This window comes from Azohydromonas lata, assembly GCF_034427735.1.
GTDB classification, from domain to species: Bacteria; Pseudomonadota; Gammaproteobacteria; order Burkholderiales; family Burkholderiaceae_C; genus Azohydromonas; species Azohydromonas lata.
Genome location: NZ_JAXOJX010000019.1, coordinates 40,030 through 52,248 on the forward strand (window position 1 = coordinate 40,030; position 12,219 = coordinate 52,248).

The window sequence follows — 12,219 nt, forward strand, 5'->3', positions numbered from 1 at the left end:
TAAAAAGAAACGCTCCTTTCGCCCCGTGTTTTCCCTGGTACGCGCTTTCCGCCCTACACGGGCCATGGCTTGCGCCGAAGTGAGAGCTGCAACGCGTCCATTCCTACAACAGTTCCCCGGATCCCTTCATGAAGCTCTTGCACAACATTTCGGTAGCCAAGCGGTTGTGGCTGATCTCGCTGCTGTCCGTGATGACGCTGATCGTCACGGGCACCGTCACCCAGCAGCTTTCGCACCAGGCGCTGAGCACGGCGCTGCAGCAGGTGGAGGCGCAGGACGAGCGCATCGCGCTGGCGCTGCGCTGGCGCGGCCTTGCCGCCGCGGGCACCGAGGCGGTGGTGGCCAAGGCCGTGGGTTCCGAGGCGCTGCTGCAGGAAACGGTCACGCCGCGGCTGAAAAGCATCATCGGTGCGGTCAACGAGGTGCAAAAGCGTGCCACCGAGGGCGTCACCAGCGACGCCGAGCGCCAGGCGCTGGACAAGGTGGCGCAGGCGCGCGCCAGCATCCTGGCCGTCACCCGCGAGATTGACGAAGCGCGCAAGGCCGGCGACGGCAACGCCGCCGTGGCGGCCATGGAGCAGCGCCTGAAGCCCACGGCCGAGCGCTACCTGGGCGCCATGGACGAGTTCGTGGCCGTGCAGCAGCGCCAGCGCGACGAGTCCAAGGCCCAGGCGCTGGCCCACGCCCGGCGCGTGCAGCAAGCCGGCTGGGCCGCGATGGCCGCGGTGCTGGCGCTGAGCGTGGTGAGCATGGCGTGGATGGTGCGCTCCATCACCCGGCCGCTGCACGCGGCGGTGCAGGCCGCGCAGACCATCGCGGCGGGCGACCTGACGGGCCGCTTTCCCACGGACCGCGGCGACGAGCTGGGCCAGTTGATGAAGGCCATGGACGGCATGTCCACGCAGTTGCACGGCCTGGTGGTCGAGGTGCGGCAGGGCGTGGAGTCGGTGGCCACGGCCTCGGAGCAGATCGCCCACGGCAACCTGGACCTCTCCTCCCGCACCGAGCAGATGGCCAGCAACCTGCAGCAGACCTCCAGCTCCATGGACGAGGTCACCGCCACCGTGGCCCAGGCGGCCGACACGGCGCGCCAGGCCAACCAGCTCGCCACGGCGGCGGCGGACTCCGCCAGCCGCGGCGGCGAGGTGGTGGAGCAGGTGGTCAGCAGCATGGCGCGCATCAGCGAGGGCTCGCGCCGCATCGGCGACATCATCGGCACCATCGACGGCATCGCCTTCCAGACCAACATCCTGGCGCTCAACGCGGCCGTGGAAGCGGCGCGCGCCGGCGAGCAGGGCCGCGGCTTCGCCGTCGTGGCCGGCGAGGTGCGGGCACTGGCGCAGCGCAGCGCCGACGCGGCCAAGGAGATCAAGACGCTCATCGTCTCCTCCACGCAGACCGTGGAAGCCGGCGGCGCGCTGGTGGCGCAGACGGGCGATGCGATGAAACACATCGTCCAGGACGTGCAGCGCGTGGCCGACCTCATCGGCGACATCGCCGCCGCCGCGGGCGAGCAGCGCGACGGCATCGGCCAGGTCAACCACGCCGTGAGCCAACTGGACCAGGTCACGCAGCAGAACGCGGCACTGGTGGAGCAGTCGGCCGCCGCGGCGCAGTCGCTGCGCCAGCAGGCCCAGCGCCTGGCGCAGGCGGTGGCGGTGTTCAACGTGGGCACGCAGGGCGGCCTGTCGTCCGGCGTGCACCCCAACCCGCAGGTCCTGGCCCGCGAGGCCGTGGAACGCGCGCGCATGCAGGCACGGGCGTCCGAAGCGGTCGTGGCGGGCTGAGCGCCGCAGCGGTCCAGTCCCAGGGCCAATATCCCAGGGCCCATGACGAGGGGCCCATGCCGCGGGGCAGGAGCGTTTTGGGCGCCCTGCCCCGCGCGCGTTGGAGAACGCGCTCAGGCCGCGTCCACGGGCACGGTGGCGCCGGTCTTGACGCGGTTCATGGCCACCAACGTTTTAAAAGTCTTGACGTTGTGGCTCTCGAAAAAGAGCTTGCGCGTGAGCGCCACGTACTGCTCCATGTCGCGCACCAGGAAGATCAGGACGAAGTCGCAGTCGCCGGCCACGTAGTAGCACTGCTGCACCTGCGGACAGGCGGCAAAGCTGCGCTGCATCTGGTCCAGCAGGTCGGCGCGCTCGCTCTCCACCTTCACTTCCACCACCACCGTCAGGTCGTAGCCCAGCGCCTTGGGGTTGAGTTGGGCGCTGAAGCGCTCGATCACGCCCTCGCCGGCCAGCGCCTTCAGGCGGCGGTTCACCGCGGCGGTGGAGAGGCTCACCTGTTCGCCCAACGCGCTTTGCGGCGTGCGGGCGTCGTCCTGCAACGCGGCCAGCAGCGCGCGGTCATAGGGGTCGAGTTTCATGGGTCAGGCCTCGCCGTTCAGGATGCAGGCGGATTTTCGATAAAACGTTCAGCGGCGAGGCCGGATTTTCGAAAAAAGCCGCGCAGGGGCGTCAATAAGATTCAGCCCAAGATTCGTGCCGGAGAGTTGGACGTGGTGACGCGCCGCCGCCCCGCGGCGCCGTCCCCGAACCCCCTTGCTGAAAGGCTTCCCATGCTGATAGCCAACCCGCGCGCCGTGCGCGCGCCCTACCCCGCGCCGCTGCAAGCGCTCCTGAGCGTCGCGCGCGCCCGCGAGAGCCGGCAGTGGCTGTCGCAGTGGGACGGCATCGCACGCGGCGCCACGCCGCTGTACGAGTTGCCGGACCTGGCCGCGCGCCTGGGCGTGGCGCGGGTGTCGCTCAAGGACGAATCCGTGCGCTCGCCGCTGGGCAGCTTCAAGGCGCTGGGTGCCCCTATCGCGCTGGTGCGCCAGATCCTGCGACTGCATCCGGACCTCGATCCCGCCGCGCTGCTGGCCGGCCGCCACGCGGCGCTGCTGCAGGACTACACCGTCATCAGCGCCACCGACGGCAACCACGGCCGCGGCCTGGCCGCCGCGGCGCGCAGCGTGGGCTGCCGCTGCGTGATCGTCCTGCACGCCCAGGTGAGCCCGGAGCGCGAACAGGCGATCGCGCAGCATGGGGCGCTCATCGTCCGCATCGAGGGCAACTACGACGAGTCGGTCACGCAAGCCGCGCGGCTGGCCGCGGCCCAGGGCTGGCAGGTGGTGTCCGACACCTCCTACGAGGGCTACGAGGACATCCCGCGCGACGTGATGCAGGGCTACGCCACCATCGCCGCCGAGGTGGTGGAGCAGACCGGCGCGGTGGCGGACCAGCCCGGCGCCTTCACGCACGTGTTCCTGCAGGGCGGCGTGGGCGGCCTGGCCGCCGGGCTGGCGAGCTTTTTCTGGGAATTCCACGGGGCGCAGCGGCCCAGCTTCATCGTGGTGGAGCCGGCGCAGGCGGACTGCCTGTTGCAAAGCGCGCTGGCGGGCCGGCCGGCGCGGGCGACGGGCTCGGTCGACTCCGTGATGGCGGGCCTGGCCTGCGGCGAGACGTCACCGCTGGCCTGGCGCTTCCTGCAGCCCTGCGTGGACGGCTTCATGACCATCGCGGACGCCGCCGCCGTGCAGGCCATGCGCGTGCTGGCCGCGGGCGGCGCGCGCGACCTGCCCATCGTCGCCGGCGAGTCCGGCGTCGCGGGCCTGGCCGGGCTGCAGGCCTTGCGCGCGGACGCGGCGGCGGCGCGGCACTTCGGCCTGGACGGGCACGCCCGCGTGCTGCTGGTGAACACCGAGGGCGCGACGGCGCCGGCCGTCTATGAGCAACTGGTCGGCGAGCCGGCTTGGGCCGTGCGCGCGCGCCAGGCGGCCTGGCGCGCGCGCTGAGCGCGGGCAACGGCTTCCACCAGGGACCATGCAGGGACCCAGCAGGCACCAACCAGGAATGAGCGATGTACGTCGATGACGCGCTGCAGGCGCAGATGGTGCGCTGGCGCCACCACTTCCACCGGTTCCCGGAAACTGGTTTCAACGAGCACCGCACGGCCGACACCGTGGCCGGCGTGCTGCAGGTGCTTGGGCTGGAGGTCCACCGCGGCGTGGGCGGCACGGGCGTGGTGGCCAGCCTGCGCGTGGGCGACGGGCCGGGCGTGATCGCCCTGCGCGCGGACATGGACGCGTTGGCCATGGCGGAGACCGCCGCCGGCCGTCCCCATGCCTCCCAGAACGCGGGCTGCATGCACGGTTGCGGGCACGACGGCCACATGGCCATGGTGCTGGGCGCGGCGCAACTGCTGGCGCAGCGGCGCGATTTCAACGGCACGGTGCGCTTCATCTTCCAGCCGGCCGAGGAGCACGGCCGCGGGGCGGCGGCGATGATCGCGGATGGGCTGTTCGAGCGCTTTCCGGTGGACGAGATCTACGGCGCGCACAACATCCCCGGCCTGCCGCTTGGGCGCATCGCCACGCGCGTGGGCGGCCTGATGGCCAGCGAGGACAATTTCGTCATCCGCATCCAGGGCCGCGGCGGGCATGCGGCGCGGCCGCACATGGCGGTCGATCCGCTGGTGATTGCGGCGGAGATCATCCTGGCGCTGCAAACCGTCGTCGCGCGCTCGGTGGACCCGGGCGAGCCGGCCGTGGTGTCATGCACCGAGATCTTCAGCGACGGCATACGCAACGCGCTGCCCTCCAACGTCACGATCAAGGGCGACACGCGCAGCTATTCGCCGCAGGTGCAGGCGCTGCTGGAGCGGCGCCTGCGCGAGCTGTGCGCCGGCATCTGCGCCGCGCATGGCGCGGTGTGCGAGGTGGCGTACACGCACGAGTTCGCGCCCACGGTGAACTGGCCGCAATGCGTGCCGGTGGCGGTGGAAGCCGCCGCGGCCGCGGTGGGCCGCGAGAACGTGGACGACGACGTGCGGCCCATGATGATTTCCGAGGACTTCGGGGCGTTCCTGAAAGTCGTGCCGGGCGCCTTCGTTTTCATCGGCAACGGCGCCGCGGACGAGCCCGGCGGCGTGCCGCTGCACAACGGGGCGTATGACTTCAACGACGGCGTGCTGCCGATCGGGGCGCGCTACTTCGCGGAGGTGGTGCGGCGCAGGCTGCCGGTGGACGGCGCGGCCGGAGGCTGAGGGCCCCGGAAGGCGGCCGCGAAAGGGGCGTTCCGGTGAAGTTTGGGACGTCCCAAACCGGCGTTGGGGGCGTGCGGGCAGAAGTTGGGCCTGCGGCGAATCTGCGGAAATTCTCGCTTCACGGCCGGTCAACTGGGGTGGTTTGGGACGTCCCAAACCGCGCTGCTCAGGCCGGCAGGCCCGTGGGTTTGGGCATCGTTCGGGAACGAGGTCGCGTGACGTTGTCGCTCCATCGCTCCTGCCGCAGCACCGCTTGTAGGAGGCCCGCAAGCAGGAGCGGACCGGTATTCACCCGGCCCTGCGCGCCTTCACCCCCGCCGCGCGCCCAGCACCCGCACCGCCAGCGCCCCCAGCGCGGAGGCCGTGGACAGCACCGTCACGCCCATCCAGCCGAAGGCCGCGAACAGCGCCGCCCCCAGCGCCGCGCCGCTGGCCATGCCCAGGAAGATCACGACGAACAGCACCGCGTTGAGCCGGCTGCGCGCGGCGGGCTCCAGCCCGTAGACGATGCTCTGGTGGCCGATGAGCGAGCCCTGCACGCCCATGTCGAAGCCCACGGCCGTCGCGCACAGCAGTGCCAGGGCCAGCGGCACCGGCAGCCAGGGCAGCACGAACATCGCCGCAAACGACAGCGCCGCCAAACCCGCCCCCAGCCGCGTCACGACTTCCGGCCCGCGCCGGTCGGCGATGCGCCCGGCCAGCGGCGCGGCCAGCGCGCCGGCCGCCCCGGCGATGCCAAAGGCCCCGGCCGCGCTGCTGCCCAGGTGGAACGGCGCGCCGTGCAGCATCACCGCCAGCGTGGACCAGAAGGCGCTGAAGCCCACCGACAGCAGCCCCTGCGCCACGGCCGCCAGCCGCAGCGCGCGGTGGCGCCGCCACAGCGCCGGCAGCGTGCCCAGCAGCGCGAGGTAGGACAGCTGCGTGGTCGGCTCGAAGCGCGGCAGGCGCAGCCGCGCCACCACCGCGATGGCCGCCACGCTCAGCGACGCGGCCACGAACACCGTGCGCCAGCCCCACTGCTCGGCCACCACGCCGGCGGCCACGCGCGACAGCAGGATGCCCAGCAGCAGCCCCGTCATCACCGTGCCCACGGCACGGCCGCGCTGGGCCGGCGGCGCCAGCGTGGCGGCGGCCGGAACGAAGTCCTGCGCCACGGTGGCGCTCAGGCCAATGGCCAGGCTGGCGGCCAGCAGCGCGGGCAGCGAGGAGGCGCTCGCGGCCATCAGCAGCGCCAGCACCAGCAGCACGGCCTTGACCAGGATGATGCGGCGGCGGTCGTAGCGGTCGCCCAAGGGCGCCAGCAGCGCCAGCCCCGCCGCGTAGCCCAGTTGCGTGAGCGTGGGCACGCCGCCCATGGCGCCGGCGTCGACGTGAAGATCGTCGGCCAGCAGGCCCAGCAGCGGTTGGGCGTAGTAGAGCGAGGCGGCCGCGAAACCGGCGCCCGCACCCAGCAGCAGGACGAGCGAAGCGGGCAGGCCCTCTGCCGGCCGGCCCGCCGCTGCCGCCGGAGGCGATGCATGCGCTGTGTGAATGGTGGACATGGGGTTGACCCTGTGTGGTGGTGTGATGGGCGCAGTGTCCACGGCGCGTTGCCCCCTTGGAAGACGGCTGGAGCGCACAGCGGCTATACGCTTGACGTATGAGCACGTCCGAAACCACCCCCTCGCCCGCGCTGCCCGCGGCTTCCGCACTGGACCGGCTGGCGCTGATGGCGACCTTCGTGCGCATCGTGGAAGCCGGCAGCCTCTCGGCCGCCGCGGCGCAGTTGGGCACGACGCAGCCCACGGTGAGCCGCCGCCTGCAGGCGCTGGAGCGCTCGCTGGGGCTGCGGTTGATCCAGCGCTCCACCCACGCCATGCAGCTCACCGAGGACGGCCAGCGCTGCCTGGAGCGTGCCAAGGCGCTGCTGTCGGACTGGGAAGCGTTCGAGTCCGACCTGCGCGGCCGCGGCGAGGTGGCCGAGGGGCGGCTGCGCGTGGTCGTCCCGCATGCGATGGGCCAGCACCACCTGATGGCGCCGCTGGCGGAGTTCCTGCACGCGCATCCGCGCGTGGACATCGAATGGCTGCTGCACGACGACGCGCACGGGCTGATCGCCCAGGGCGTGGACTGCGCCATACAGGTCGGCGAGGTGACGGACACGTCGCTGGTGGCGATCCGGCTGTCCTCCGTGGAGCGCATCCTGGTGGCGGCGCCGCAGGTGCTGGCGGGCGCCCGGGCGCCGTCCGACCCGCAGGACCTGGCCGGGCTGCCGTGGCTGGCGCTGCGCACCTACTACCGCGCCGACATCGAGCTGTACCACCGCGACGGCCGGCAAAGCCGCCACCTGGCGCTGCGCCCGCGCCTGAGCACCGACAGCCTCTACGCGCTGCGCTCGGCGGCACTGCAGGGGCTGGGCGTGGCGGCGGTGTCCGCCTGGAGCGTGACGGAGGACATCGCCCAAGGCCGGCTGCTGCACGTGGCGCCGGACTGGGTCGCGCCGCCGCTGCCCGTGTTCCTGCTCTATCCGCCGGCCCCGCACTACCCGGCGCGGCTGCGGCGCTTCGTCGAGGTGTTCAGGCGGGCGATGCCGCCGACGCTGGCGGGATGAGCGGTTGCACGCTGAGGCAGAGTCGGGAAGGGCGACCTTTTGGATATCAATACAACATACGAGATTTCAGACAAGTCTTAATCACCAACCTTCCCTGCGCCGACTGCCCTCTTTCAGGTCAAGAAAGGAAAAGCCAAGCAGGTACAGGGCCGCATGTGTTCCGGTCCCACGTCACAAGGAAAAGCGGTGATGTGGGTGTTCCGGAAGTCACGTGTATGTTGTTGTGTGGATTGTGGCGACGCTGCCGGGTGGCTCACTGCGCCTCGGCCCACAGCGCGTTTTCACGCGCTACCAGTGCCGAGGCGGCGGCCGGGCCCCAAGTGCCGGCGGTGTACGGTTTGGGCGCGTCGCCCTGGTTCTGCCAGCCTTGCAGGATGGGGTCGGCCCATTTCCAGGCGGCTTCGAGCTCATCGCGGCGCATGAAGTGCGTGAGGCGGCCGCGGACCACGTCAATGAGCAGCCGCTCGTAGGCCTCGGCGCGGCGCTCGGTGAAGGCGGACTGCAAGTCCAGATTGAGATGGACCGGGCGCATGCGCATGCCCGACCCCGGCTCCTTGGCCATGATCTGCAGCTTGATGGACTCGTCGGGCTGCAGCGTGATCAGCAAGCGGTTGGGCTGCGCGGCGCCGGACTGGTCCGCAAAGATAGAAAACGGCGGCTGCGAGAACTCCACCAGGATTTCCGAATGCCGCTTGGGCATGCGCTTGCCGGTGCGCAGGAAGATGGGCACGCCGGCCCAGCGTGCGTTGTCTATGTGCGCGCGCAACGCCACGAAGGTCTCGGTGCGGCTGCCCGCGGGCACGCCCTCCTCCTGCTGGTAGCCGGGCACGGACTGGCCATCGGTGGTGCCGGCGGTGTACTGGCCGCGCACGGTGTGCTGGCGCAGGTCGGCCTCGCCGAGCTTGCGCAGCGAGCGCAGCACCTTGAGCTTTTCGTCGCGCACGTCGTCGGCGTCCAGCGAGATGGGCGGCTCCATGGCCACGATGCACAGCAGTTGCAGCAGGTGGTTTTGCACCATGTCGCGCATGGCGCCCGTGCCGTCGTAGAAGCCCGCGCGCGTGCCCACGCCCACGGTCTCGGCCACGGTGATCTGCACGCTGCGTATGTAGGGCGCGCGCCACATGGGCTCGTAGATGGCGTTGCCAAAGCGCAGCACCATGAGGTTCTGCACCGTCTCCTTGCCCAGGTAGTGGTCGATGCGGTAGATCTGCCGCTCCTCGAAGTGGCGGGCCACGGCCTCGTTGATGGCGCGCGCCGAGGCCAGGTCGTGGCCCAGCGGCTTTTCCAGCACCACGCGCGACTGCGCATCGAGCAGCCCGGCGCCGGCCAGGTGCTCGCACGTGACGGTGAAGAGCTGCGGCGCCGTGGCCAGATAAAAGAGCTTCACGGAGTTGGCCTGGCAGGCTTCCTTCAGGCCCACGAAGCCCTGGGGCTGCGTGGCGTCGAGCCGCACGTAGTCCAGGCGGCGCAGGAAGTCCTGCCACTGCAGCGGCTGCATGTCGGCGGGCTCGATGCAGCGGCGCGACATGCGGTCCACGAACTCCACGTACTGGCGCCGCGTCCACTCGTGGCGCCCCAGGCCGATGATGCGGTGGCGCTCGCCCAGGCTGCGGTGCAGGTGGGCCATGTACAGTGCGGGCAAGAGCTTGCGCCAGGCCAGGTCGCCAGCGCCGCCGAAGATGATGATGTCCAGCGGGGTGGACTCCGTGATCTCCATCCAGGGCCTCCAAAGCAGATGAGCCGGCCCTTGTACCCGAGCCGCACCGGCCCTGGCAGCGTCAAGGCGGGGGCGAGCCGGGCTCAGGCCTTGAAATCGCGGCGCGAGCCTTCGTCCAGCAGGTCCTGGTAGTGCGGATGGCGCTGCATGAACGCGGCGATGAAGCCGCAGGCCGGCACGACGCGCAGGCCGCGGCGGCGCGCCTCGTCCAGCGCAAACGCGGCCAGCTCGGAGCCCAGGCCCTGGCCTTCGCGCGCCCTATCGACTTCGGTGTGCGTGAAGCGCACCGCGCCATCGTCGATCCGGTACTCGGCAAAGCCGGCGACGGCGCCGTCCTCGTGCAGCTCGAAGCGGTGCTCGGCGGCGTTGTCCAGCAAGCGGGGTGGGTTCATGAAGTCACCTGTGGTCGGGGTCAGCGCCGGGCAAGCCCGATTCCCGGGCCCGCGTGCCGAACGCCCGCTTTGGGCATGTGACCTGCTGCGTTTGCGTGGCCACGGACTCGGCCCTTCGCATGGCTTACATCAAGCTACTTATGTCGCCTTGAAAAAATTCTTATAGGTGCGTCCGTGCATGCCCCAAGTGAAGGCACAATTGCTGCGCCGCAACATGATCGAGGAGACCCTAATGAATCCTTTCATCACCCAGGCCCAGGAAGCCGCCAAGCAGTGGGGCGAGCTGAGCACCTCTTTCTTCCAAGAGCAGGCCAAGCTGTTCCAGGCCCCGCTGGCCACGCCCACCGCCACGCCGGACCCGAGCGCCGCCATGGCCGGTTTCGTCAAGGCCACCGCGCAGGCTGACGAGTTCATGGTCAAGGCCGTGAAGCTGATGGACGTGCAGGCCGCCCAGCTGATGGACGCCGCACTGCAGGACAACGCCGCCAAGGAGCAGCTCAAGCCCGTGGTGGACGCCTACAAGACCGCCTCGCAGACCGTGGTGGCCGCCGTGGAACAACTGGCCCAGGCCCGCAAGGCCCTGCTGGACAAGACCACCGGCGCCTGAGCCTCAGCGCTCCACCGATTGCCAAGGGGCCCCGCACGGGGCCCCTTTTTCTTTGGGCGCGCGGCGCGGCCCGCAAGCCGGTTTGATTTTTATAGACGATCGGTTTAATAATGCCCGCATGAGCAGTGAGCAGCCTCTTGCGCCGCGCCGCCGCGGCCGTCCGGCCCGCGACATCGAAGGCTATGGCCAGACCCGCGAGGCCCTGGTGCGCGCCGGCGTGGTGGCCCTCACCAGCAAGGGTTTCACGGCCACGGGCATAGACGAGATCCTGCGCGGCGTGGGCGTGCCCAAGGGCAGCTTCTATCACTACTTCGGCAGCAAGGAGGCCTACGGCGCGGAGCTCATAGACCGCTACGCCGAGTACTTCGCACGGCGGCTGGACGGCTTTCTGCTCGACGAATCGCAAGCCCCGCTGCAGCGCCTGCGCAACTTCACCGGCGACGCCCAAACCGTTATGGCCCGCCACGGCTTCGAGCGCGGCTGCCTGGTGGGCAACCTGGGCCAGGAGATGGGCGCGCTGCCTGAAGCCTTTCGCCAGAGGCTGATGGACATTTTTGACGACTGGCAGGCCCGCACCGCCCATTGCCTGGCCGCCGCACAGGCTGCGGGCGAGCTCTCACCCGCGGCCGACGTCGCCCGCCTGGCCGCCTACTTCTGGATAGGCTGGGAAGGCGCCGTGCTGCGCGCCAAGCTCGAACGCCGCGCCGCGCCGCTGCAGCTCTTTGCCGACGTGTTTTTCGCCGGCCTGCCCAGGTAGGCCATTTTTTGCCCAGTTCTAGACGACCGGTCTAGTTTTCATCCGACAGGAGTTCACCATGTTCAAGGCCATCCTGATAGAGAAGGACGAAGCGGGCTACCGCGCCGCCGTGCGCGAGCTCGATGACGCCGCGCTGCCCGCGGGCGACGTGACCGTGCGCGTGGCCTACTCCACGCTCAACTACAAGGACGGCCTGGCCATCACCGGCAAGTCGCCCGTGGTGCGCAAGTTCCCCATGGTGCCGGGCATCGACCTGGCCGGCACGGTGGAGAGCAGCTCGCACCCGGACTACCAGGCCGGCGACGCCGTGGTGCTCAACGGCTGGGGCGTGGGCGAGACGCACTGGGGAGGCCTCGCGCAGCGCGCACGGCTGAGCGGCGACTGGCTGGTGCCGCTGCCCGCGGCCTTCACGCCGGCACAGGCCATGGCCATAGGCACGGCGGGCTACACGGCCATGCTGTGCGTGCTGGCGCTGGAGCGCCACGGCGTGACGCCGGCGCACGGGCCCATCGTCGTCACCGGCGCGGCCGGCGGCGTGGGCAGCGTGGCGGTGGCGCTGCTGGCTAAGCTGGGCTTCAGCGTGGCCGCCGTCACCGGCCGGCCCCAGGAGGCCGACTACCTGCGCAGCCTGGGCGCCAGCGAGGTGCTGGAGCGCGCCGAGCTCAGCGCCCCGGGCAAGCCGCTGGCCAAGGAGCGCTGGGCCGGCGCCGTGGACACCGTGGGCAGCCACACCCTGGCCAACGTCTGCGCGCAGATGAAGTACCGCGGCGTGGTCACCGCCTGCGGCATGGCCGGCGGCATGGAGCTGCCCGCCACCGTGGCGCCCTTCATCCTGCGCGGCGTGACGCTGGCCGGCATAGACAGCGTGATGTGCCCGCGCCCCGAGCGGCTGCAGGCCTGGCAGCGCCTGGCCGCCGACCTGGACCTCGCCCGCTTGGGCCGCATGGCGCACGAGATCACGCTGGACGAGGCCCTCCCTACCGCCGCCGCGCTGCTCGCGGGCCAGGTGCGCGGCCGCGTGGTGGTGGACGTCAACCGCTGACGCCGCGCCGGCCGCCGGCTGCCTGGCCGCAGGCGGCTGCGCAACAGGGCGGGCGGCCTGCCGTCCGAAGCGGCATCGTCACAATG

The 12,219-nt window shown here is 70.9% G+C and carries 11 protein-coding genes; 7 read left to right on the top strand and 4 right to left on the bottom strand.

Annotated elements, in window-relative coordinates; translation table 11 throughout:
• The first annotated feature begins 128 nt into the window (after positions 1 to 128).
• The gene (locus SM757_RS13085; protein WP_322465805.1) at positions 129 to 1,787 is read left to right on the top strand and encodes a methyl-accepting chemotaxis protein; all 1,659 of its coding nucleotides are present in this window, start codon (positions 129 to 131) and stop codon (positions 1,785 to 1,787) included.
• A gap of 113 nt (positions 1,788 to 1,900) precedes the next feature.
• Here the strand turns inward: SM757_RS13085 and SM757_RS13090 are convergent, their stop codons facing one another.
• Positions 1,901 to 2,368: an Lrp/AsnC family transcriptional regulator gene (locus SM757_RS13090; protein ID WP_322465806.1), complete on the bottom strand. Its 468-nt coding sequence runs from the start codon at positions 2,366 to 2,368 to the stop codon at positions 1,901 to 1,903.
• 192 nt (positions 2,369 to 2,560) lie between these two features.
• Here SM757_RS13090 and SM757_RS13095 point away from each other — a divergent pair, with 192 nt between their 5' ends.
• Both SM757_RS13095 and SM757_RS13100 read left to right on the top strand, forming a co-directional pair.
• On the top strand, positions 2,561 to 3,778 hold the full coding sequence (locus tag SM757_RS13095; RefSeq protein WP_322465807.1) for a diaminopropionate ammonia-lyase: 1,218 nt from the start codon (positions 2,561 to 2,563) through the stop codon (positions 3,776 to 3,778).
• A gap of 65 nt (positions 3,779 to 3,843) precedes the next feature.
• The gene (locus tag SM757_RS13100) at positions 3,844 to 5,028 is read left to right on the top strand and encodes a M20 aminoacylase family protein (protein ID WP_322465808.1); all 1,185 of its coding nucleotides are present in this window, start codon (positions 3,844 to 3,846) and stop codon (positions 5,026 to 5,028) included.
• Positions 5,029 to 5,336: 308 nt separating this feature from the next.
• Here the strand turns inward: SM757_RS13100 and SM757_RS13105 are convergent, their stop codons facing one another.
• Positions 5,337 to 6,569: an MFS transporter gene (locus SM757_RS13105; protein ID WP_322465809.1), complete on the bottom strand. Its 1,233-nt coding sequence runs from the start codon at positions 6,567 to 6,569 to the stop codon at positions 5,337 to 5,339.
• Between the two features lie 98 nt (positions 6,570 to 6,667).
• On the opposite strand from SM757_RS13105, the gene SM757_RS13110 reads away from it, so the two are divergent.
• A complete protein-coding gene (locus SM757_RS13110; protein ID WP_322465810.1) occupies positions 6,668 to 7,618 on the top strand; it encodes a LysR family transcriptional regulator in 951 nt (316 codons plus the stop codon).
• Positions 7,619 to 7,871: 253 nt separating this feature from the next.
• Here the strand turns inward: SM757_RS13110 and zwf are convergent, their stop codons facing one another.
• Entirely contained in the window at positions 7,872 to 9,335 is a 1,464-nt protein-coding gene (gene zwf / locus SM757_RS13115) for a glucose-6-phosphate dehydrogenase (protein ID WP_066342201.1), read from the bottom strand.
• An 83-nt stretch (positions 9,336 to 9,418) separates the two neighbouring features.
• Positions 9,419 to 9,727 (bottom strand): GNAT family N-acetyltransferase, encoded by a 309-nt coding sequence (locus tag SM757_RS13120; RefSeq protein WP_322465811.1) that lies wholly within the window; start codon positions 9,725 to 9,727, stop codon positions 9,419 to 9,421.
• A 178-nt stretch (positions 9,728 to 9,905) separates the two neighbouring features.
• Here SM757_RS13120 and SM757_RS13125 point away from each other — a divergent pair, with 178 nt between their 5' ends.
• The 3 genes from SM757_RS13125 to acuI all read left to right on the top strand — a co-directional run bounded on the left by SM757_RS13125 (position 9,906) and on the right by acuI (position 12,133).
• Positions 9,906 to 10,334: a hypothetical protein gene (locus SM757_RS13125; protein ID WP_066342199.1), complete on the top strand. Its 429-nt coding sequence runs from the start codon at positions 9,906 to 9,908 to the stop codon at positions 10,332 to 10,334.
• Positions 10,335 to 10,452: 118 nt separating this feature from the next.
• Positions 10,453 to 11,091, top strand: a complete 639-nt coding sequence (gene acuR, locus SM757_RS13130) for an acrylate utilization transcriptional regulator AcuR (RefSeq protein ID WP_322465812.1) — start codon at positions 10,453 to 10,455, stop codon at positions 11,089 to 11,091.
• A gap of 58 nt (positions 11,092 to 11,149) precedes the next feature.
• Entirely contained in the window at positions 11,150 to 12,133 is a 984-nt protein-coding gene (gene acuI, locus SM757_RS13135; RefSeq protein WP_322465813.1) for an acrylyl-CoA reductase (NADPH), read from the top strand.
• Positions 12,134 to 12,219 lie beyond the last annotated feature (86 nt).

Bases quoted from the DNA above. Each gene is read 5' to 3' on its own strand.
- acuR (WP_322465812.1), top strand. From the start codon at position 10,453: ATGAGCAGTGAGCAGCCTCTTGCGCCGCGCCGCCGCGGCCGTCCGGCC.
- SM757_RS13120 (WP_322465811.1), bottom strand. From the start codon at position 9,727: ATGAACCCACCCCGCTTGCTGGACAACGCCGCCGAGCACCGCTTCGAG.
- SM757_RS13085 (WP_322465805.1), top strand. From the start codon at position 129: ATGAAGCTCTTGCACAACATTTCGGTAGCCAAGCGGTTGTGGCTGATC.
- SM757_RS13095 (WP_322465807.1), top strand. From the start codon at position 2,561: ATGCTGATAGCCAACCCGCGCGCCGTGCGCGCGCCCTACCCCGCGCCG.
- SM757_RS13125 (WP_066342199.1), top strand. From the start codon at position 9,906: ATGCCCCAAGTGAAGGCACAATTGCTGCGCCGCAACATGATCGAGGAG.
- acuI (WP_322465813.1), top strand. From the start codon at position 11,150: ATGTTCAAGGCCATCCTGATAGAGAAGGACGAAGCGGGCTACCGCGCC.
- SM757_RS13105 (WP_322465809.1), bottom strand. From the start codon at position 6,569: ATGTCCACCATTCACACAGCGCATGCATCGCCTCCGGCGGCAGCGGCG.
- SM757_RS13090 (WP_322465806.1), bottom strand. From the start codon at position 2,368: ATGAAACTCGACCCCTATGACCGCGCGCTGCTGGCCGCGTTGCAGGAC.
- SM757_RS13100 (WP_322465808.1), top strand. From the start codon at position 3,844: ATGTACGTCGATGACGCGCTGCAGGCGCAGATGGTGCGCTGGCGCCAC.
- zwf (WP_066342201.1), bottom strand. From the start codon at position 9,335: ATGGAGATCACGGAGTCCACCCCGCTGGACATCATCATCTTCGGCGGC.
- SM757_RS13110 (WP_322465810.1), top strand. From the start codon at position 6,668: ATGAGCACGTCCGAAACCACCCCCTCGCCCGCGCTGCCCGCGGCTTCC.